This is a genomic window from Pedobacter indicus (assembly GCF_003449035.1).
GTDB lineage: Bacteria > Bacteroidota > Bacteroidia > Sphingobacteriales > Sphingobacteriaceae > Albibacterium > Albibacterium indicum.
This window is the reverse complement of the sequence record NZ_QRGB01000001.1, coordinates 3,257,233-3,276,930: the sequence shown is the minus strand read 5'-3', so window position 1 is coordinate 3,276,930 and position 19,698 is coordinate 3,257,233. Positions and strand designations below refer to the sequence as shown.

Here is a 19,698-nt window from a genome sequence, read left to right as displayed (position 1 = left end):
TCGTCGGCTTAAAGGAAGAATGAGCGGAGAATGGTCGCCGCTACGATGAGGAAGATACAAGCCCCAAACCACGACGCCGCAGTCTTGCTTGTATCGGGGTCACCGCTACTAAATTTGTTGTACACCTTAACGCCTCCGATTAGCCCGACCACCGCACCAATCGCATAGATTAATTGGGTTGCAGGGTCGAAGTAACTCGTTACCATCTGCGTGGCTTCTTGGATGCCTGCCGAGCCGTTGCCCTGTGCGAACACACCGAATGCCGACAGGAACGCAACGCCTGTCAGCAACACTTTTTTGCTTTGTTTTTCCATGATTTAACTGAATTAATTTGTTACTAATTCCCATCTCGTGTGGGCTTTCGGAACAAAAGTCTTATGGAAATCGAAGCGTTATGGGAAACTGGAAATCAGCGGAATTAATTGGCAGGGTATGGCTTTTTATACTATTTTAGCATTGACAATAATCATCCAAATACTTAATGAAATTATCAGACTTAACAATAGAAAGCATAAAGGAATTTATATCGGGAGATAATGACCTAACACCTCGTCTTTCGGGGTCGGATATTTTAAAAATTTTTAACCTTATTGGTTTTAAGGACGTTTACAAATATCAAGATGGGGGGATGCCGAGAAGCCTAAGCCGAAATGCTTATGTTTTAGAAAAACTATATGAAATAAATGGAAGTAAAGAAATGGTTCAACTACTGCAAATTGTTTTTGACCCAAGACATTTCACAAGAGATACGAGTAAGGATATAAAAAAAGCTGTTGAACAAATCAATTCCCTGTTGCAACAAGACGGTTATAGGCTTGACGAGTTTGAGGGTAAATACAAAATAATAGGCGCAGATTTACCGGATAACATAGAAGTTGAAGTTCATTTTGAAGATATAGAAGCACAAATTGTCGAGCAAATCCGAAATGCCAAATTCTCTATTTGGGTAGCAGTTGCATGGTTTACAAATAAAGTCTTAATGAGAGAGATTTATAATAAGAAGCGTGAGGGAGTAAACGTTCGCTTAATAGTGTTGGATGATGAAATTAACACAAAATATGGATTTCCTTATGAGAAATATTTTGAAACCAAAAGAGTACCTAAAAGTGGGAAATATGAAAATATAATGCACCATAAATTCTGCGTAATTGACTTAAAAACGGTTGTTCATGGCTCATACAACTGGACAACTAAAGCGAACTGGAACAGAGAGACAGCAAGTGTTGAAAATAGTCGTGAGTTGGCAGAGAAATATGCGAGCGAATTTATCAGTCTTATTAAATAGTGATTTTTAATGTAAATAATAATGGCAAATATTAAACGTCCAATGTTTGAAGCTCATGTACTGGAGGGATTGTGCAGGGCAATTGGAGATACAACAGATGGTTTAACAGGTTCTGAAATAGGACAAATCCTTTTAAATTCTAATATTCCTGATGTTGACCCCCAAAATACAAAATGGAGAAGATTATATTCCGCATTTGCAAGTTGGCAAAATCAACACCAATGCTCAAACCATATATTACGGTTTATCAAAGATACTTTACAACCTGTGAGGTATATTGGTAAAGAAGAGGTTTTTCATAATCGCAGATTAGAAGTGAATAAACGTTTAGCTTTTATAGGTACTGAATTAACAGAAGAGGGCAACCTTAGATTAGTTGAAAAAGCCAAAACAATTGCCGATGCCGAACAAAGAGCCAGTCGTTTAAAGCATAAATTAGAAAGCAGAAATGTTCATTTAGCCGTTTTTGAATATTGTCGGGCTGAATTATTACTTGAAAATTATTTTCATTCCGTTTTTGAAGCGACCAAAAGTATCGCTGACCGTTTAAGGAAGATGACGGGATTATATGCGGACGGTAACGCTTTGGTAGAAACTGCATTCTCCACTACTAACCCTTTGATTAAAATCAACAACTTAGTAACAGAAACGGATAGAAGTGAGCATATTGGATTATGTAATTTAATCAAAGGTATTTTTGGTTTAATAAGAAACCCTACCGCCCATCAACCTAAAATTAAATTTGAAATCAGCGAAGAAGAAGCTCTTGATATTTTAAATACTATTTCATACGCACATAAGCGTTTGGATAAAGCATTATAAAAAAACAAAGGGAAGCTGTCTTTTCAGACAAACTCCCCGATGTCGAAATCCTCCAAATCACTTTTCCGCAAATCGGGAGAACTGAAATCCGTTCCGGTGGAGAGGCTCTTGTCCAACAACTCTGCAATCTTCCGTGAAGCCCCATCCATTGAGTTTTCGAGCAGACCGAACAATTCCGTTCCCTGTAATCGCTGAACTATATCCACCGCTTTTTGTTGCAGGGCAGGCTCTGGTACTTCTTGTTCCAACCATGCCCCCACGGTTGTCAGTTCATCAAAGGTAACCCCTGTGGCAAACTCATTGTCGCTGTCCTCAAACCCGTACTCATCCCATTCGTCTTCCTCATTTTCAAAATCGGACATACTCCCGAAAACTTCATCCGGCTCTCCCTCAATCTGCGGATTTTCCAATCCTAAACCTATCCCGTAGGTTTCTGTTCCAAAATTATCAGCTATCCCGTCACGTTCGCCCGATTGTCTCTTTGTGGCATTCAGTGGCAACGTGTGTCGTTCCACAGGCTTGGGAAGCCCCATAATATCCGATAGGTCGGGGTTTTTCTTTTCCGGCTTTGCCTCCCTGCTGACGGTCTTATGGATGACCACCTTATCTTTCAGCAAAAGGATGATGACGATGATAAGGCATATTACAATCAATGTTTCCATAGCTATAAGATTGGCTTTTGCTTGTCGGCGTAGATAATCTTTATTTCGTCTCCGAACTCCTCAAAGTGGTGTTTCAATACACTGTGCAGGTAATCGGAAAGAGTGATTTTTCCCTCTCCGAGCAGAAAGACGATACGGGATAATTTCTTGTGGAAATCGGGGCTTATGTAGACCGATTTTCCGCACCTTGCCACAACCCCTGTCGGTCTTAAAAATGCCGTTTGATAATGGGCTTTGCGCAGTATCTTTTCCTGTTGTTTTTGCTGTGTCTTTTTCATCTTGATATAATTTGATTTTTAATGGTGATGAAGCTATCCGCCAGTTGGCGGATGGTTTCATAATCTAATACTTTAAAAAATGGGTTTAAACTTATTGTTGAAATCATCGGTAATGGCTTTCTCGAACTGTTCAAAATGATGTTCGAGAATATTGTCCAAATAGGCATATAGGGGTATCTTGTCCTCCCCGATAACCTGCACGATACGGGAAAGCCGTTCGTGGTATTCCTGCCGGATGTAGATGCTCTTATCGCCACGGCGTGTCATGGTGTGGCTGTTGAGAAAACGCTCGCCATAGCCCGTATCGGAAGCCCTCTTTTGTCGGTTGCGCTCTTTGGCTACGGGCTTTTCCGTTGGCGTTTCCTTTGTCGGCTCTTGGGGTGTTACCGCCTGTTGGGGCTTCTTTGTTTCGCCTGCCATGATGGACATGAGATAAGCCTCGTCAATCGGGGCATTTGGCTTTTTCTTGTTTTCATTTTCCATAGCGGTTACAGTTTGACGGTTCTTAAAAATTCACTGATGAACAAATCCAAGCCGGAGGTTTTCATCAATCTTTTGTCGGGAGGTAACAGCGTGGAACGGAAGACGGTCTTTGCCGTTGCCTCGCTTTCCTTGCGGAAGCGTTTGCTGTCGGCAATGCGTGTTTCCATTGCTTGCAGTCCGACCTCTTTGATGACGTTGCCGTAGATTTCGTACAGTTGCGATTTTTCCCTGCCATCGACCATGTTCCAAAACAGCCGGATGGTTTCGATGGAGGTCTGCCCATGCTTCATGAGGACATTGGTCAGTACATCGGTAAAGCTCAATGTGCTTTCCATGACCACACGGTCTGCCGTGATGGGCGAAAAGATATGGTGCATTCCTGCCAGTGTATTCAGCAAGCCCGAAGTGTTCACCGTACCCGTCAAGTCGAAGAAAACCATATCCACGGGAACGGTCGGAGACTGTATGAACGCTTCCGCATCCGTTAGGGCATTGTCAGCCCTACTTTGCAGTACCGGATAGGCTTTCTTGTTGATGGTCGAGAATTGGCGGTGTGCCAGTTTTTTCAATACCTCGTTCTGCATGACCGCTTTCAAATCCCGTTCCCTCATCTGACAGATGCTGTGCTGTGGATAATCGCAGTCAAAGACGGCTACGTTATAACCCATTTGGTAATGGAGTATGCTTGCCGTAACTGTCGTAAACGTGCTTTTCCCAACGCCTCCCTTTTGGCTTGAAAAAGCGATAAATTTTGTCCTGTTTGTTGCTTCCATTTCTATTCTGTTTTTAAGTTTCTATTTTCCGTGTACTGCCTGCCGTCCGGCATGAAACAGGGCTGTCATCCCTGCACACTGTCCGGCAGTCTTGATACAATTCCGCCTGTCGGGCTTGCCGTCATTCGTTCAATCAGCCATGCCGTCATTCCGGCTTTCACACAGGCAAGACCGATGGCTTGCCTGTCGTCCTGCCCGTTGGAATGGCTACGGGATAGCTTTCATGCCATCCGGTATTCCTGCCTGCCGTGCGGAACGCCGTCATGCGTTCCGGCATTCCTGCGCTCCGTCTTTCAGAACTGCCATCGGGAGCGGATGCCTGCAAACAGGCTTGCGTGACTGACACCACAAAGAAGCAGGTTATTCCGTTCCATTGATTTAAAGCGGTAATCCACGGCATTTTTTGGCAACGTTTGGTCGTGGTGGACAGGGCAATGCTTTGAAAAAGCTACCCTTACTTTGTAAGGGCTTAAATGCAAAAGGTGGATGGAAAAATCATTGGAGAATAGAAGTTATGGGCGGAACGGCACAAAGCCGTTTTTTTCCGCTTTACCCAATCCGCATCCGCCGATAGGCGGACGGATTTTCTGTTCACCCGAACAGAGCAAGTTATGTTTTGAGATGCTCGAAATAAATTCCGCATCTCAAAACCACTTGCTCCGCCAGTTGGCGGAGAGCTTTTAAAACACCCTCCGAAGTCGGGGTTTATGTTAATTAACTAAAGTTGAGCTCGCTAAAGCTCGGTTATTAATGGATTTAGATATGGAAAACAACAGAAGAAACCGAACAAACAAAGTTGGTCGAAAGCCTAAGAAAGACCCTGCCATCCACCGTTATTCGATTAGTCTCAACGCCATGGAAAACGCACAGTTTCTTACACTGTTCGAGCAATCGGGAATGAAAGTAATGGCGCATTTCATTACAGCCTGTATCTTTCAGAAGCCAATCAAGACCGTAAAAATTGATATGGATGCAGTCGATTTTCATACGAGGCTCACCAATTTTTACAGCCAGTTCAGAGCGGTCGGCGTGAATTACAACCAAATCGTGAAGATACTTTACCGCAATTTCTCGGAGAAAAAGGCATCGGCTTACCTCTTTAAACTGGAAAAGCAGACGGCAGAAATGGCGGACTTATGCCGGAAAGTGATTGAGCTGACGCAGGAATTTGAGAAGGAGTATTTGAATAAACAATAGAAAAATGGACACAAATGCGTGGTATGAGTAGCGAACAACTACCCGATTTGTATAATTCCTTGATTTTATAATCATTTAAAGATATATTAACAGAATGCAGTTAAGAGAAGAAAAACTAAAAGCCATTATCGATTGGGCAGGAAAGAACAAGGACGTAAGAGCTGTTTTGCTTACAAGCTCCCTTGTGAATCCACTGGCACCCGTCGATGAATTCAGTGATCTGGATATTGAACTCGTTTTTGAGAATAAAGCAGTATATATTTCGGATAACAGCTGGACACATTATTTCGGCAATCCCATTGCAATGGTTGAAGAAGACGAAAGCTACTTCGATTATAAACACGCGATGAAAATGGTTTTGTATGAAGATTATGTAAAAGTTGATTTCAAACTGTATAGCGTCCCTGATTTTTTAGAGGAAGTAAACCAAGATGAATTGTGTGAAGATTGGGACATCGGCTATAAAGTTTTGATTGATAAAGACTGCATCACACAGAATATGAAAGAGCCCACTTATCGGGTTTCCATCATTAAAAAACCTACAGAACAGAAATTCAGGCAGACGTTAAATGATTTTTGGTGGGATACTACATACTTGGCTAAAAGCCTTGTAAGAGATGAATTATTTTACGCGAAATTTATGTCGGAAAACAATATTCGAACCGACTATTTAATCCCTCTAATCGAATGGCATATCGCTAGTCAGCACGATTGGAGCATAACAACCAATAAGTTTGGAAGGCTCTTTAAAAAACTTCTCACCTCTGAAATGTGGAGCAAAATAGAACAGACATTTTCAGGAAGGAAAATTGAAGACAATTGGGATGCATTGTTCGCAATCGCGGATTTAGTGTCTGAAATCGGAACAGAGCTTTCAGAAAAATTAGGTTATGAATACCCTGCAAAATTAGAAATGGATATAAGAAAATATTTAAGCGAATTAAAAATGAAGTCCCAATGAAAAGAGTAACGCAATGATAGCGAAGATTGGAAAGGGCGAGAATTTGTACGGTGCAATTTCATACAACCAAAAGAAGATTGACAGTGAAAACGGGCAGGTTTTATTATTGAACAGAATACCCGAAACATTGGATAATACCTATTCGACCAGTTACCTGCACCAGTGTTTTGATCCGTATCTGTTGGCAAATATCAGAACGGAAAAGCCAGTGCGCCACATATCGCTGAACCCCGATCCTGCGGATAGGGTCAGCGATGGGCAGTTCGTACAAATGGCGCAGGAATATATGGAGCGCATGGGATATGGCAACCAACCTTATATCGTTTTTAAGCATACTGATATTGAACGTACCCATATCCATATCGTAACGGTATGTGTGGGTTTGGACGGGAAAAAGCTACCGGATAGTTACGACCATCCCCGTTCGATGGCAATCTGTCGGGATTTGGAGCAAACGTATAACCTCATACCTGCAACGGAAAAACAGCGTACCGGAAACGAGCAGGTATTCCGTCCGGTGGATTACAGAGCCGGAGACGTTAAGAGCCAAATCGCATCGATGGTGCGACACTTGCCGAAGTATTACAGTTACGCAAGCCTCGGAGCGTACAACGCTTTGCTATCGCTTTTCAATATTACGGCGGAGGAAGTCAAAGGGGAACTGCACGGACAGCCTAAAAACGGTCTTGTTTATTTTGCGCTGAACGAACAGGGAGAAAAAGCGAGCAATCCTTTTAAGGCATCCCTTTTCGGGAAGCAGGCAGGACTGGACGAATTGCAAAACCAATTCGCAAAGGCTAAAGAGAAAATGAAAGCCGACCCCGTAAGAGCTGTACTCAAAAGCACCATTGAAGTGGCAATGCACACCGCTACAAACGAAACCGATTTTAAAAAGCAACTGATGGAACAGGGTATCAATACCGTGGTACGGCGCAACGATGAGGCGCGTATATATGGTATGACTTTTATCGACCACGAAAGCCGTACCGTTTGGAACGGTTCAGCTTTAGGTAAAAACCTTTCGGCGAATGTCTTTAATGATTGGAGGAACGAGCAAGCGGTTGGGCAACGCCAAGAAGCTGAAAAAACAAACGCACAAAATCAGTCATCTACCACGGGCAACACCGTAGAGAATGAGGAAGCCCATGCACTTTTTAACTTTCTAAATAAAGAACAGCAGACCGATGATTTATGGATAGATGGATTGGGTGGTCTACTGCCGGAGGCACAGGGCGAAGACTACGAGGAACAGGCATTTGCAAACCGTATGAAGAAAAAGAAAAGAAAAAAAATGTAAGCATAAGTTTGATTTAAGTGATTTATAATCATATAAATTATTTCTAATTTTGCTATTATAAACTCATAACATCCCTATATGCCAACAGAAATTGAACTCAAAGAAGCAAAAAATTCTCTTACGTCACTATTAAGTAAATGTGACAGGGCAATCCTCAAATTAGAAGAAAAATCTTCACAACATACGCTAATGGTACGTCGAATAAAAGCGTTGAATATCTCCCTACAACTCATAGATATCGAATTAGAAAAGATTATCTCTGCATAAAAAGGCTAATAAGCAGAATACCGCCACCAAGAGCCATCAGCCCCCCCTTTGGATAAGCACTTTTAAATAGCCTCTAAATTTCCTGCATCACTAAAATTTATTGTTATGCAGGGAGAAGACGATTTGAGAGGATTAGCCAAAATCATGGCTTTTATGCGTGCTGTAAGTATTCTTTTGGTACTGATGCACTTTTATTGGTTCTGTTACGGGTTCTTTGCCGAACGTGGGTGGACACTGGAAATAATAGGTAAGATACTGACCAATTTCAACCGTACCGCAGGGCTGTTTGCCCACACCCTTTACACCAAGATTTTTGCATTGCTGTTGTTGGCGTTAAGCTGTCTCGGCACTAAGGGTGTAAAGAATGAAAAGATAACATGGGCTAAGATTTACACTGTCTTAGTTATAGGTTTTGTACTGTTCTTTCTGAACTCGCCATTGTTAAAGCTGTCGGCAGGGGTTGCCACATCGCTTTACATCCTTACAACGAGTTTGGGATATATAGCCTTGCTCATGGCAGGGGTTTGGATGAGACGATTGCTCCGCAACAATCTGATGGACGATGTTTTCAATAATGAAAACGAGAGTTTCCAACAGGAAACCCGTCTAATAGAAAATGAATACTCGGTCAATCTTCCCACAAGGTTTTATTACAAAGGCAAGTGGAACAACGGATGGATTAATATCGTCAACCCTTTTCGAGCTTTGATTGTACTGGGGACTCCCGGCTCTGGAAAATCCTACGCCATCGTAAACAACTACATCAAGCAACATATCGAAAAGGGGTTTGCTATGTATATCTACGATTTCAAGTTTGACGACCTTTCCACCATTGCCTACAACCATTTACTAAAGCATGTCAATAAGTATAAAGTAAAACCCAAGTTTTACGTCATCAACTTTGACGACCCACGCCGTAGCCACCGATGCAATCCGCTAAGCCCTGCCTTTATGACGGACATATCCGATGCCTACGAAGCCTCTTATACCATTATGCTTAACCTTAACAGGTCGTGGATTTTGAAGCAGGGGGATTTTTTTGTGGAAAGCCCAATTATATTGCTCGCTTCCATCATTTGGTATCTGAAAATCTATGAAAACGGGAAGTATTGCACGTTTCCCCATGCTATTGAATTGCTTAATAAAAAATATGCAGACGTGTTTACTATACTTACTTCATATCCCGAACTGGAAAACTATCTTTCAGCTTTCATGGATGCGTGGCAGGGCGGAGCGCAAGACCAGTTGCAGGGGCAGATAGCATCGGCAAAAATTCCGTTGTCACGGATGATTTCGCCACAGCTTTATTGGGTAATGACTGGGGATGATTTTTCACTGGACATCAACAACCCCCAAGAACCGAAAATCTTATGCGTGGGTAATAATCCCGACCGTCAAAATATATATTCGTCCGCTTTAGGATTGTACAATTCGAGGATTGTAAAACTTATCAATAAGAAAGATAAGTTAAAGAGTTCCGTTATCATAGACGAGTTACCTACAATATATTTTCGGGGTTTGGATAATCTTATCGCAACGGCACGTAGCAATAAGGTGGCTGTGTGCTTGGGTTTTCAAGACTATTCGCAATTAATAAGGGATTACGGCGACAAGGAAAGCAAGGTCATCCAAAATACCGTGGGCAATATTTTCTCCGGTCAGGTAGTGGGCGAAACAGCTAAAAACCTAAGTGAACGCTTTGGGAAAGTGTTGCAGAAACGGCAAAGCATGACTATCAACCGTAATGACAAATCTACTTCTATATCCACTCAATTAGACAGCCTTATTCCGGCTTCCAAAATATCCACGCTCACACAGGGTATATTTGTCGGGGCAGTATCGGACAACTTCGATGAGCGTATCGAGCAGAAAATATTTCATGCTGAAATTGTAGTGGATAACGAAAAGGTTTCTGCCGAAACCAAAGCCTATAAGAAGATACCGCAGATATTATCCTTTACCGATGAACACGGCAACGATAATATGAAGCAGGTAATCGAAGCCAATTACAGACAGGTCAAAGCGGACGTTGTGCAGATTGTGGAAAGCGAAATGGAACGTATCAAGAATGACCCCGATTTACAGCATTTGGTGCAGGCAGAGTAAAGAAAAGGTTATTGAAGATGCTTGCCCAAACGGAAAAAATGCGTATTTTTGCATCAATATATAGAAATCCATGAGCGTTACAAATTAATATTCTAAATCAACAGAACTTTCTGTTTTTGTTATCAAACAGGGTAGCAGTTACTGTTACCTAAATATTTCACGTCATTTTTTTTACGAGGAATGACATAACAATTTAGAATATTAATTTTAATGGAAAAATGGAGAAAGACCTTCCTTCTCATATGGATAGGTCAATTTATATCGTTATTAACGAGTTCAACAGTTACTTATTCTGCTTTCTTTTGGCTAAGTCTGGAAACTAAATCGCCCGAGGTGCTTGCCTATGCCGTGTTGTCAGGGTATTTACCTCAGGCGGTTTTAGGATTGTTTATAGGTGCATATGTCGATAGATGGCATCGGAAGACTATAATGATAGTATCCGATTTATTTATAGCGTTCTGTACGCTTATACTGATTGTACTTTTTCTGTCTGGCAATGTTCAACTTGAATACCTTTATGCGCTTTTTGCCTGTCGCTCAATAGGGACGGCATTCCATACACCTGCGATGCAAGCATCTATTCCCTTGTTAGCACCCAAATCTGAATTATCTCGAATAGCCGGCATTAATCAGAGCATACATTCTTTTTCAGGAATAGTAGCTCCTGTGATAGGTGCTACACTTATTAGTTTTGGACGCATAGAGTATATTCTTTTCTTGGATATTATCGGTGCCGTTTTTGCATGCTTGTTATTGTCTTTTGTATACATACCTAATCCTATAACTAAAAAAGCTGGAAACAGCTTGTTTCAAGATGTAAAAGAATGTATTCTGCTAATACATTCCAAAAAGGGTATGTCATACCTATTTATCTGTTCCGCACTTGTAACCTTTTCATTTATGCTAATTTCTGTACTGCTACCATTAATGACTATAGAGCATTTTAACGGTAGTTCGTTTCAAATGGGGCTAATCGAAATGTTATGGGGCATAGGTGCTTTAGCAGGTGGGATTATTATAGGGATAAAACGTCTGAATATAAATAAAGTGACACTTGTAAATATAATGTATTTGCTTTTTGGTGCATATTTGGTGATTTCAGGAGTTTTATCAGAAAATGCTTTCGTGTACTTTGCTCTGCTAACCGTAATTGGTGGATGTTCTTATGCTATTTACAATGCTATATTTTTAGTCATCATCCAACTTAGGGTCGAAGATGCTTTTTTGGGCAGAGTTATCTCCACTTACAACAGCTTGATATTGCTCCCCTCTATAGCGGGTATAGTAGGCACAGGAATAATTGCTGATTATATAGGAATTGCTAATGTGTTTATCATAGCGGGTATTGTTAGTGTCTTTACGGGTTTCATTAGCTTGTTCGTGCCATCAGCACGAAAATTGGGTAATATATAGCCCTCCATCGAGTAAACGATAAACACCTTCAATAGAAATAGATGGAGTGTTCATCTATTTCTATTAAGTACTCATTCATTAATTTCATTATAGAGTTATGGATAAATTTTACTATGATACATTATATAGGCTTGATATGGCAATAAAGGATTTGGAAATCGAGACCGATCGCTCATTACAACGGATAGAGGCAGTGATACACCTCATTGTTGAGTGCCTATCTGAAGTAAAAGAAAATATTCTAAAAAAAGGGTTCAAGAACAATGAAGCGGAAATTCGATTTTTCAAATTCCAGAAGCCTATTATCGTAGCCAAACTTATTTATTACAATTCAATTTATAAAATTGAGACAAGGAAACCCTATGGGTCAAAACCTATCAAGAAGTATCTCAACAGAGAGTTGAAAAAACTCAAACGTTATTTTGACAACAACCTCGATTTCTATAAGTACTATCGTACCAATAACACTTCGCTTGACGAGAAGCTCTTTATACGTGGAAACCACGATATAAAGTTATGTTTGGACACTGGTTATTTTCAGTCCGACCTAACATTTTCCACCTCGCATGATTACAAAGTTGCTAAAATAATAGCCAATGATTTGATACAGGTATATATCGAAGACCAGTTGAACAATAAAGACCAAGAAGATAAGCCTCAAGCCTTGAAAAAACTCAATTGGACGGGTAGCAAAGTGGCAATAATAGAACTAATTTATTCACTGCATTATCAAGGTGTATTTGACAATGGAAATGCAGATATACGATTTATTGCTAAGTATTTTGAGAATGCGTTTAACGTCAATTTAGGCAACTTTTATCAAACGTATTTGGAACTGCGAAATAGGAAAATGAACCCTACAAAGTTTCTTGATACACTTCGGGAAACGCTTCTAAAGAAAATGGACGAACAGGAAGGAAAGTAGCAATGATATGAAATGTATTCTTTAGACTATTACCTAAAACTAATAGAAGAACAACACTGAACCATAAGGTACAGCGTTGTTCGTTTTTTTAAGTATGATAATCAACGGGAACAAGCCTTAGCATATTCAAAAAACAACCTAAAAATTGTTCAGAGGACATTAAACTCACTGGATTATCCAATTCCAGACCATAACAATTTGCAAGATCCCTTACTTGGTGCTTTCTGAAAATTCTTTTTAAAACAGTTCTTGATGGCAAATGTGGCGACTTAGTCATAAAATAAAGAAAGCTAAGATATTTCTCCTTTGTTTCGATACCAATATTATCAATACATTTTTTTTTACTAATTTTCACTAAAGCCGATTTTACAGTCGGCGGGGGCATGAAACATTTAGGACTTATTTCGTAGATAATCCCTACCTCAAAAAACGTGTGGTAAAAGACTATGTACGGATTGAAATACTTTTTCCTAATAAGTTTTTGAGCAGCCTCTAACTGCATAATCAAACAACCCCGTTTAAAAAATTCCATATTGGAATACATGAGGGATTTGAGAATTTCGGAAGTTAAAGCAAAAGGTATGTTAGATACTACTTTAAAGCTTTTTTGTGGCACTACAAATTTTCGGTAGTCATCTCCGACGATAAAAACATTTCTATTGGTCTTGAATTTTGAACGTAATTCCGAAACTAAACTGTTATCGTTCTCTATAGCAACCACATTTGTAGAATATTTGACCAAATGTATCGTCAAAAATCCAGAACCCGCACCAATATCTAAAACAATATCTTCTTTCTGTATGTTTGCCAACCGAATGGCGTCTTTTATTAGTATAGTATCAATTGTAAAGTGTTGCCCCGTAAACCTTACTGGTAAGCTACGCTTTTTCATAAAATGTTTCTTTTGAATAATTACTGAACTGAATAGAAAATCGCAAAGAGCGACAGACAGTATTATCCATCAGAAATAAATAACCGAACTACTCCAAAAAGGAACAGCAATGGTTAACCATCAGTTGATGACCCAATAATTATTAAGGAAATTTTAGATAACTTTTAGACTGTCTATCGCTTAGATAACAGTCCATAGTTTTATAAAGCAAGCGCAACAATTCACACCCATATCAAATGTTCTTTGTACAAAGATATAAAAATAATATTACACCGATTTGCCAAACACTGCATTTCAACTGAACTATTTTTGATTTTAATTATCGGTAATTTAGGGTAAGCTCAACAGTGATTTTAGGCGTGCCACCGTCTGCATTTTAGCACCATGCCCAGGCTATCGAAAAAATGCAGACGGGTCGGGCTATCCGCTGTATCTTTTGCGGATCTGCGAGGACCGCAAAAGGATGTCGCTTCTATCCCTCACGCTGTATGCCGTCCAAAAAACAAAACATTTATTTTCTTTTTGGTTTCCTGTTTTCAAATTCAAAAGAGGTTTCGGCTTTATCGTTCATGACGATATAGGCATTGAATTTATTGCCCGAATTGCTTTTCATGCTTTTGATAAGGTTGGTCTTTCCTTTGGTCACAAGGCTTTCTATATCGGAAAGGCCCAACGGCACTCCGCACACGGTACGGAATTGAAGCCAGTTGCAAGCCTCATCGGGGCATTTTACAACCTTGTTCCAAACCAATAGCTGACGGCTCTTGCATTTGGGGCAGGTCATTTCGGGTTGCTTTTCATGGGCAATGCCCGTGTCCAAAAGCTCCCGTGTAATGGAAGTCGCATAGGCTTCCATTTCACGGTGAAAAGCACCTGCACCCGCCTCGTTGTTTTCGATTTTCTGCAATGCCATTTCCCATTCGGCGGTCATGGCTACATCGGCAATCTTTTTGTCCTTAACCGCTCCATAAACCTGCAATCCCTTATGGGTAGGGATAAGGGATTTCTTTTCACGCCGAATGTAATCCCTCTTAAAAAGCGTTTCTATAATAGAGGCTCTTGTGGCAGGTGTACCGATGCCGATGTCTTTTAGGGCTTTCCGTTCTTCCTCGTTGTCAATCTCTTTTCCGGCATTTTCCATTGCGGACAACAGACCTGCCTCGGTGTAAAGCACAGGCGGTTTGGTTTTCTTTTCCAGTACGGATGCCTCTTTGATTTTCAATTCATCACCGACCTTTAATTCCGGCAGTTCCTGCACAGGTTCGCTGTCCTCGTCTGTAAATTTTTCTTTGATGCCTCGCCAGCCGGCTTCGAAGATTTTACACCCTTTCAGTGTAAAATCATAATGAAAAGCCTGCAATCCGATGTCTGTTATTTCTTTGGTACAGGCAGACGAAAGGGCTTCCAACAGGCGGTGCGCAATCATATCATAGATAACATTTTCGTGTGCCGTTAATTCGGACGGGATTTTTTCGGTAATCAGCAGACCGTGGTGGTCTGTGACCTTTACGTCATTCACGATGCGTTTGTTGAAACGACCCCATTTCACTTTTCCGACCGCTTTTTTGCAGGAAGCCCGTGCTTCCAAATTCCTTACCAGTGCAGGGATTTCCGACCACATATCTTCGGGGATGTACTTGCTCCCTGTACGGGGATAGGTGATAAACTTCTTTTCATACAGGATTTGGGCAATGTTCAATGTTTCCTCGGCAGTATAGAAAGCCCTTTTGTTCGCTTCTTTCTGCAATCCCGTAAGGTCGAACAGCAAAGGCGGTTGCTCCGAAACCGTTTTGGTTTCCACCGCCGTAACGGTTGCTCTTCCGATACGCTGAACGGATTTCAGCGTATCTTCAGCAAGTTTCCTGTCATCCCATTTGGTCTTGGAAAGGCTCTTAAAGTCTGTAAATTCCTTGCGGTGTTCCAACTGGATTTGAAAGTATTTTTTGACGGTAAAGTCTTTGTTTTCCAAGTATCGCTTGCAGATAAGGGCAAGCGTAGGCGTTTGTACTCTACCAAGCGAATAAACGCCACGCCCTGCCGAAATGCTCAACGCCTGCGAGGCATTGATGCCCACAAGCCAGTCGGCTTTGCTCCGCCCTTGTCCGGCACGGTACAGCCCGTCAAATTCGCTTCCGGCTTTTAGGTTGTCAAAACCCTGTTTAATCGCCTTTTCCGTGAGTGAGCTTATCCATAGACGTTCAAAGGGTTTCCGGCATTTTAGGTATTCATAGATATACCTAAAGATGAGTTCGCCCTCACGTCCGGCATCGGTGGCCACGATGATACTATCGCATCTACCGATGACCTGTTCGATAATCTTTAATTGTTTTAATGCCCCGTTATCGGGAACATAACTTTTGTCCTTTTTTATCTTGCGTACCGTAAGTATAAAAGGGTCGGGCAATATGGGCAGGGCTTCCCTTTGGAAGCCCGATAACCCGTAATCTTCGGGCATCGCCAGTCCGACTAAATGCCCCAATGCCCACGTAACTTCATAGCCGTTTCCTTTTAGGTAGCCATCCCGTTTTTCGGTCGCTCCCAACAGGGTGGCTATTTCCCTCGCCACACTTGGCTTTTCTGCAATGATTGCTTTCATGATACTATTTCTTTTAATGGATTATGTGGTGAACATTTCTCTTTGAGAAACCCCTCCGTGTTCTGTGAGAGGGGATTTCCAAAGAAAAATGTTTTTTGATGGTGTTATCTTCTTACCCCTTTGGATTTAGCCGGAGCGTTGGGTGCATTCTGCCGTTGCTGTTGTGCTTTATTTTTCGGCTTTTGTTGTTCCGGTTTCAGAGGCTCTTTGATGTGCTTGGTTGCCTCGTTGGTTTTCCCGTTGGAGTTTACGGCAACCTGTGTTTTGTGTGCCTCGGCAGGCTGTGCCTTATTTTTCAGCGCATTGGGGTTCTTAAAGTTGAAATTATAACCCCCTGTTTCTTTGTTCAGCGTTACGTAACCTTTATAGGCGTTTCCCTGTCCGTCTTTGAAGTCCGAAATATAAAGGGTCTTGCCCTCGGTAAGTTGCTTGTACTGTTCATTGGAGAACACTTTGTTGCGGAACATTTTCGGGTCGTTTTCCTGTGTCTGTTTGGGGGCTTTATCGCCAAAGAGAAACTCCGTATATTTTTTGTCGGCGTTGAACTGCACATGGGCATTTTTGTTTGTACTGTTCCTAAAATCCAACCCCTCTAAATAAATGGCTTTCCCATCTTTCAAATCCCGTTTTTGGTCTTCGGTCAGTTTTACGCCCTTAATCTCATCGGGTACTTTTATGCTATCCTGCCGGAATGCGATAACCTCGTTCGTTAGGTGGTCGATACTGATAATGGACGGTATCTTTTCGCCTGTCTTGCGGTTGGTCAATTCCACCACACGCCCCATATTTCCGGTTTTGAGCAGGTTTTCCCTGTCTTCTTTGGTAAACTCGTGACCAAAGAAAGGGGCTTTGAGGTTGGGTTCGTGGCGCACACCGTACATGACCAGTACAGGCTGTCCGCTTTCACCGTCTTGGAAACCGAGCCTTGCTTCCGAGCGTATGATAGCTGAACCGAAATTGACACTTATAGGATATACCTTATTGGTTTTATAGCCCTTTAATAGCAAATCCAACTGACCGTCTTTTTCAAGCCTCTCTTTGCTTATCCCGAATTGTCCTAAAGTTTGCCAGTCAATGTCTTCTGCCTTATAGCGGTATTCGCTTTTTTCCTGCGCTTGCTGTGTTTCCGGTGTCGCCTGTGGTGCTTCCACATCCTTTTTGGTTTCCTGTTGTTGCTCCTTTGGCTCTTTAACCTTATGCTTTACCATGACAGCCTCGCCCTCTTTGGTGGGGGCATCGACCTGTTTCTGCATTTCTTTGGCGGTTTCGACCGCTTCCTTTGCAGGTACTTTGAAGAAAGAGAAATGGGTCGGGTCTTTAATCTGTCGCCAAAAGTTGGAGAAGAAATTTGTAAACAAATCTCCGGCTCTGTCCACTCGCATAAATTGGCTTTGGTTTTTCTTGGTGGCATCAACGGTTTTCAGATTGCCGTTTTCGTCAACGCCAGTGACGGCTTGGATTTTCTTTTTTTCCTTGTCCATCACCAACAGCACATCCGAAAGCTGTTCGGGATATTGCTGTGGATTTTCATTTGTCTGTTCGCTCATGATATTGATTTTTTAAAGTTTACATTGTCCGAAAGTAGGTGAAGCAGGTACGACATAGCCGTACCCGTCTTTTCGTGGTAGGGTTTGTCATCGGTTTTCTTTTGTACGCCGTAGAGGGGCTTTGAAACTTTCCCTAATGAACTGGTGTACATCCGATAGTTTGTAGTACAGTTTTCCGCTGATGGTGTAATACGGTAGCTTGCCCGTGGAGCGGTATCGTTGCAGGGAGCGGTGGCTGATTTTCAGCATGAGGAGCAGGTCTTGGTTGTCCAGTAATTCCTCGCCGTCTATGCTGTGCCGTTCTTTCTTGATGTTTAGGACGTACTCTTTCAAAATATCGAAACGCTCCATTATACGTTCCATCCATGCGATAAATTCCATTCTGTCGATGTTCATAACAAATACTTTTAATGATTTCTAACACCACAAAATTGGAGCGATTGGCGCAGGCTGTCGTCCGATATGTGTCTATCAAAAAGGCACTTTTTTTATTTTTTTACAATTCATGTAAAGTTCCGTTTTTAGGGTCTTTCCGCACTTTTGGTCAATCGGTCGGCATCCAAATTAATGGATTTGGCGATAGACACATATAGGCAAGTGCGTGTAAAGTATTGGTTTATTAAACTTCTTGCCTTATGGTAAGTAGACTTAAAGCATTGAGCCGTTATATTTGTAGTGTAAAACGTGAATGGCTAAGTCCATCGTTTATCTAAAACAGAGGCTATATGAATCAGAAATTTGAAGCAGGAATTAATATCGCTATTAAAATACCTAAAGGTAAATACGAAAAGACAGTTTCTTTCTACAGGGATATACTGAAACTTGAAGTTTCGGAAAAGCCCATCGACAATCCCACCGTCTCCAGAACACACGAAGTAAAATTCGGAAATAATGTAATTTGGCTGGACTGTGTTGACAACTATACCCATTCGGAAACTTGGTTACAACTCACCGTTCCAAATGTGGCTGAGGCGACAGATTATTTACTGTCTAACGGTGTCGAAACATGTGATGAATTGGATTCAAGACCCTGCAGGCACAGTGTTCAACGTGCAACAACGTAAAGAAGAATAACGTCTTTTTTTCGTTTATTGAAACCAAAGTTTGTTATCGAATTAGGAAGACAAAAATTACAGGTTGTCTTCCCTGTCCATATATTCCTCTAAGCTGTGTTTCAGTTGGTCTAAAAACAATGTCCGAGAGCCTGCACGGGTCTTCATCCTGTGGAAGCTGTTATGGATGTCGTTGAGCGAGACACGGAACAGGATTTGGAACACCATGCTGATTTTGCGGATGCCTATTTTTCCGTGCGAAATGGCATCGCAGGCATAGAGTGCATAAATCAATTCGATAAGGGCATTTTTGGTCTGTGTCCAAAAGAAGTCCTTTGTTTCCTCTTGTTGCAATAGTACATCAGGGTTTTGTTCGGGGCTTAGCTTTGTCGTCAGATAGTTATAGATTAATTCGTTGGCTATGATTTTCGCCACCTTGTAATCAAAGTAAGTCGAAGATTTTGTATCAATTTCAAACACGAAGCTGTTCAGACCGTCATAGCAGTTGATTTTGCCAAGTGTAAAGTATTGTTCATCTCGGTCGGTTCTGCCGGAACGGTAATAGCGGTAAAAATCGGAATTGCAGACATGCTCGGTGTATTCCTGTTTCAATTCACGCAGGTGCATGGCAAAATAGCTCTCATACATATTTCCATTACTTGCAGGGCAGGCAGTTTCTATTCTGAACACTTTGTTGTAATAGATGAGTTTGCCAAGAACGGTAGGCTTTATCTGCTTAAAGAAAAGTATTTCGTCCTCTAATGTTGCGAAGCCCTCATTTAAAATGTCTTCTTTAATGTCTCCGAGAAGCTCTTTCAGATAGACCGTCATCCTGTATGCCTCGTCCATAAAACTCGAAGCCTCCGCCGACAACTTACGTTCCTGTTTCTGTATGTCGGAGACGATTTTGTGTAATAGGTGTCTCATAATACCAATGGTTTAAAATGAAGCCAATAAGCCTCTCCAAATTTTACGATTAGTACCGAGCTTTTTTCATGAGACAGGACGAAGTAGGTGAAGATTTTTTGTCAATAACACAATAAATGATATCTCTACAACTCAATGCGTTACTTTGTAAATATTTATCACGCTTAAAATTCGTAAATTGTCACAGAGAATTTTTCAGTCATCATAAATACGTT

General features: G+C 41.4%; 20 protein-coding genes. 10 read left to right on the top strand and 10 right to left on the bottom strand.

The features are described 5' to 3' along the window. Positions 1-8: 8 nt before the first annotated feature. Positions 9-314, bottom strand: a complete 306-nt coding sequence (locus D3P12_RS14400; RefSeq protein WP_021192140.1) for a DUF4134 domain-containing protein — start codon at positions 312-314, stop codon at positions 9-11. A gap of 167 nt (positions 315-481) precedes the next feature. Here D3P12_RS14400 and D3P12_RS14395 point away from each other — a divergent pair, with 167 nt between their 5' ends. Together D3P12_RS14395 and D3P12_RS14390 are read left to right on the top strand one after the other, a co-directional pair. Continuing rightward, positions 482-1,285, top strand: a complete 804-nt coding sequence (locus D3P12_RS14395) for a phospholipase D-like domain-containing protein (protein ID WP_118196645.1) — start codon at positions 482-484, stop codon at positions 1,283-1,285. A gap of 21 nt (positions 1,286-1,306) precedes the next feature. After that, on the top strand, positions 1,307-2,107 hold the full coding sequence (locus D3P12_RS14390; RefSeq protein ID WP_118196643.1) for a TIGR02391 family protein: 801 nt from the start codon (positions 1,307-1,309) through the stop codon (positions 2,105-2,107). Positions 2,108-2,130: 23 nt separating this feature from the next. Here the strand turns inward: D3P12_RS14390 and D3P12_RS14385 are convergent, their stop codons facing one another. The 4 genes from D3P12_RS14385 to D3P12_RS14370 form a co-directional block, all read right to left on the bottom strand. After that, entirely contained in the window at positions 2,131-2,769 is a 639-nt protein-coding gene (locus D3P12_RS14385; RefSeq protein ID WP_118196641.1) for a conjugal transfer protein TraD, read from the bottom strand. Positions 2,770-2,771: 2 nt separating this feature from the next. Continuing rightward, positions 2,772-3,047 carry a DUF3408 domain-containing protein gene (locus D3P12_RS14380; protein ID WP_046792024.1) on the bottom strand — a complete coding sequence of 92 codons (276 nt, stop codon included), beginning with the start codon at positions 3,045-3,047 and terminating at the stop codon, positions 2,772-2,774. A 72-nt stretch (positions 3,048-3,119) separates the two neighbouring features. Then, the gene (locus D3P12_RS14375) at positions 3,120-3,530 is read right to left on the bottom strand and encodes a DUF3408 domain-containing protein (RefSeq protein ID WP_118196639.1); all 411 of its coding nucleotides are present in this window, start codon (positions 3,528-3,530) and stop codon (positions 3,120-3,122) included. A 5-nt stretch (positions 3,531-3,535) separates the two neighbouring features. Further along, positions 3,536-4,303, bottom strand: coding sequence for a ParA family protein (locus tag D3P12_RS14370; RefSeq protein ID WP_118196637.1), 768 nt, complete (start codon positions 4,301-4,303; stop codon positions 3,536-3,538). 762 nt (positions 4,304-5,065) lie between these two features. Here D3P12_RS14370 and mobA point away from each other — a divergent pair. The 7 genes from mobA (at position 5,066) to D3P12_RS14325 (ending at position 12,469) form a co-directional block, all read left to right on the top strand. Continuing rightward, positions 5,066-5,500, top strand: coding sequence for a conjugal transfer protein MobA (mobA, locus tag D3P12_RS14355; RefSeq protein WP_118197117.1), 435 nt, complete (start codon positions 5,066-5,068; stop codon positions 5,498-5,500). A 94-nt stretch (positions 5,501-5,594) separates the two neighbouring features. Continuing rightward, positions 5,595-6,461, top strand: a complete 867-nt coding sequence (locus D3P12_RS14350) for an AadS family aminoglycoside 6-adenylyltransferase (RefSeq protein ID WP_118196631.1) — start codon at positions 5,595-5,597, stop codon at positions 6,459-6,461. A 13-nt stretch (positions 6,462-6,474) separates the two neighbouring features. After that, complete coding sequence (mobB, locus tag D3P12_RS14345) at positions 6,475-7,758, top strand: conjugal transfer protein MobB (protein ID WP_118196629.1); 1,284 nt, start codon at positions 6,475-6,477, stop codon at positions 7,756-7,758. Between the two features lie 78 nt (positions 7,759-7,836). Next, entirely contained in the window at positions 7,837-8,025 is a 189-nt protein-coding gene (locus tag D3P12_RS14340; protein WP_118196627.1) for a hypothetical protein, read from the top strand. A gap of 105 nt (positions 8,026-8,130) precedes the next feature. Further along, positions 8,131-10,131 carry a conjugal transfer protein MobC gene (mobC, locus tag D3P12_RS14335; protein ID WP_118196625.1) on the top strand — a complete coding sequence of 667 codons (2,001 nt, stop codon included), beginning with the start codon at positions 8,131-8,133 and terminating at the stop codon, positions 10,129-10,131. A gap of 210 nt (positions 10,132-10,341) precedes the next feature. Next, entirely contained in the window at positions 10,342-11,544 is a 1,203-nt protein-coding gene (locus D3P12_RS14330) for an MFS transporter (protein ID WP_118196623.1), read from the top strand. 136 nt (positions 11,545-11,680) lie between these two features. Further along, positions 11,681-12,469: an RteC domain-containing protein gene (locus D3P12_RS14325; RefSeq protein ID WP_449369346.1), complete on the top strand. Its 789-nt coding sequence runs from the start codon at positions 11,681-11,683 to the stop codon at positions 12,467-12,469. An 88-nt stretch (positions 12,470-12,557) separates the two neighbouring features. Here the strand turns inward: D3P12_RS14325 and D3P12_RS14320 are convergent, their stop codons facing one another. The 4 genes from D3P12_RS14320 to D3P12_RS14305 form a co-directional block, all read right to left on the bottom strand. Beyond that, positions 12,558-13,361, bottom strand: a complete 804-nt coding sequence (locus D3P12_RS14320) for an rRNA adenine N-6-methyltransferase family protein (RefSeq protein ID WP_118196619.1) — start codon at positions 13,359-13,361, stop codon at positions 12,558-12,560. A gap of 511 nt (positions 13,362-13,872) precedes the next feature. Then, positions 13,873-15,957, bottom strand: coding sequence for a type IA DNA topoisomerase (locus D3P12_RS14315; RefSeq protein WP_118196617.1), 2,085 nt, complete (start codon positions 15,955-15,957; stop codon positions 13,873-13,875). Between the two features lie 104 nt (positions 15,958-16,061). After that, positions 16,062-17,504, bottom strand: coding sequence for a DUF3945 domain-containing protein (locus D3P12_RS14310; RefSeq protein WP_118196615.1), 1,443 nt, complete (start codon positions 17,502-17,504; stop codon positions 16,062-16,064). Between the two features lie 87 nt (positions 17,505-17,591). Then, the gene (locus tag D3P12_RS14305) at positions 17,592-17,900 is read right to left on the bottom strand and encodes a helix-turn-helix domain-containing protein (protein ID WP_090603262.1); all 309 of its coding nucleotides are present in this window, start codon (positions 17,898-17,900) and stop codon (positions 17,592-17,594) included. A 329-nt stretch (positions 17,901-18,229) separates the two neighbouring features. Between D3P12_RS14305 and D3P12_RS14300 the strand changes: the two genes are divergently transcribed. Beyond that, positions 18,230-18,568 carry a VOC family protein gene (locus D3P12_RS14300; protein ID WP_205941113.1) on the top strand — a complete coding sequence of 113 codons (339 nt, stop codon included), beginning with the start codon at positions 18,230-18,232 and terminating at the stop codon, positions 18,566-18,568. Positions 18,569-18,634: 66 nt separating this feature from the next. Here D3P12_RS14300 and D3P12_RS14295 read toward each other — a convergent pair whose 3' ends face one another. Then, positions 18,635-19,483: an RteC domain-containing protein gene (locus D3P12_RS14295; protein ID WP_118196613.1), complete on the bottom strand. Its 849-nt coding sequence runs from the start codon at positions 19,481-19,483 to the stop codon at positions 18,635-18,637. Positions 19,484-19,698: the final 215 nt, after the last annotated feature.

Coding starts and splice junctions, on each gene's coding strand:
- D3P12_RS14385 (WP_118196641.1), bottom strand. CDS start 2,769: ATGGAAACATTGATTGTAATATGCCTTATCATCGTCATCATCCTTTTG.
- D3P12_RS14305 (WP_090603262.1), bottom strand. CDS start 17,900: ATGAACATCGACAGAATGGAATTTATCGCATGGATGGAACGTATAATG.
- D3P12_RS14330 (WP_118196623.1), top strand. CDS start 10,342: ATGGAAAAATGGAGAAAGACCTTCCTTCTCATATGGATAGGTCAATTT.
- mobA (WP_118197117.1), top strand. CDS start 5,066: ATGGAAAACAACAGAAGAAACCGAACAAACAAAGTTGGTCGAAAGCCT.
- D3P12_RS14340 (WP_118196627.1), top strand. CDS start 7,837: ATGCCAACAGAAATTGAACTCAAAGAAGCAAAAAATTCTCTTACGTCA.
- D3P12_RS14375 (WP_118196639.1), bottom strand. CDS start 3,530: ATGGAAAATGAAAACAAGAAAAAGCCAAATGCCCCGATTGACGAGGCT.
- D3P12_RS14300 (WP_205941113.1), top strand. CDS start 18,230: ATGAATCAGAAATTTGAAGCAGGAATTAATATCGCTATTAAAATACCT.
- D3P12_RS14295 (WP_118196613.1), bottom strand. CDS start 19,483: ATGAGACACCTATTACACAAAATCGTCTCCGACATACAGAAACAGGAA.
- mobB (WP_118196629.1), top strand. CDS start 6,475: ATGATAGCGAAGATTGGAAAGGGCGAGAATTTGTACGGTGCAATTTCA.
- mobC (WP_118196625.1), top strand. CDS start 8,131: ATGCAGGGAGAAGACGATTTGAGAGGATTAGCCAAAATCATGGCTTTT.
- D3P12_RS14315 (WP_118196617.1), bottom strand. CDS start 15,957: ATGAAAGCAATCATTGCAGAAAAGCCAAGTGTGGCGAGGGAAATAGCC.
- D3P12_RS14400 (WP_021192140.1), bottom strand. CDS start 314: ATGGAAAAACAAAGCAAAAAAGTGTTGCTGACAGGCGTTGCGTTCCTG.
- D3P12_RS14395 (WP_118196645.1), top strand. CDS start 482: ATGAAATTATCAGACTTAACAATAGAAAGCATAAAGGAATTTATATCG.
- D3P12_RS14370 (WP_118196637.1), bottom strand. CDS start 4,303: ATGGAAGCAACAAACAGGACAAAATTTATCGCTTTTTCAAGCCAAAAG.
- D3P12_RS14350 (WP_118196631.1), top strand. CDS start 5,595: ATGCAGTTAAGAGAAGAAAAACTAAAAGCCATTATCGATTGGGCAGGA.
- D3P12_RS14325 (WP_449369346.1), top strand. CDS start 11,681: ATGGCAATAAAGGATTTGGAAATCGAGACCGATCGCTCATTACAACGG.
- D3P12_RS14390 (WP_118196643.1), top strand. CDS start 1,307: ATGGCAAATATTAAACGTCCAATGTTTGAAGCTCATGTACTGGAGGGA.
- D3P12_RS14310 (WP_118196615.1), bottom strand. CDS start 17,504: ATGAGCGAACAGACAAATGAAAATCCACAGCAATATCCCGAACAGCTT.
- D3P12_RS14320 (WP_118196619.1), bottom strand. CDS start 13,361: ATGAAAAAGCGTAGCTTACCAGTAAGGTTTACGGGGCAACACTTTACA.
- D3P12_RS14380 (WP_046792024.1), bottom strand. CDS start 3,047: ATGAAAAAGACACAGCAAAAACAACAGGAAAAGATACTGCGCAAAGCC.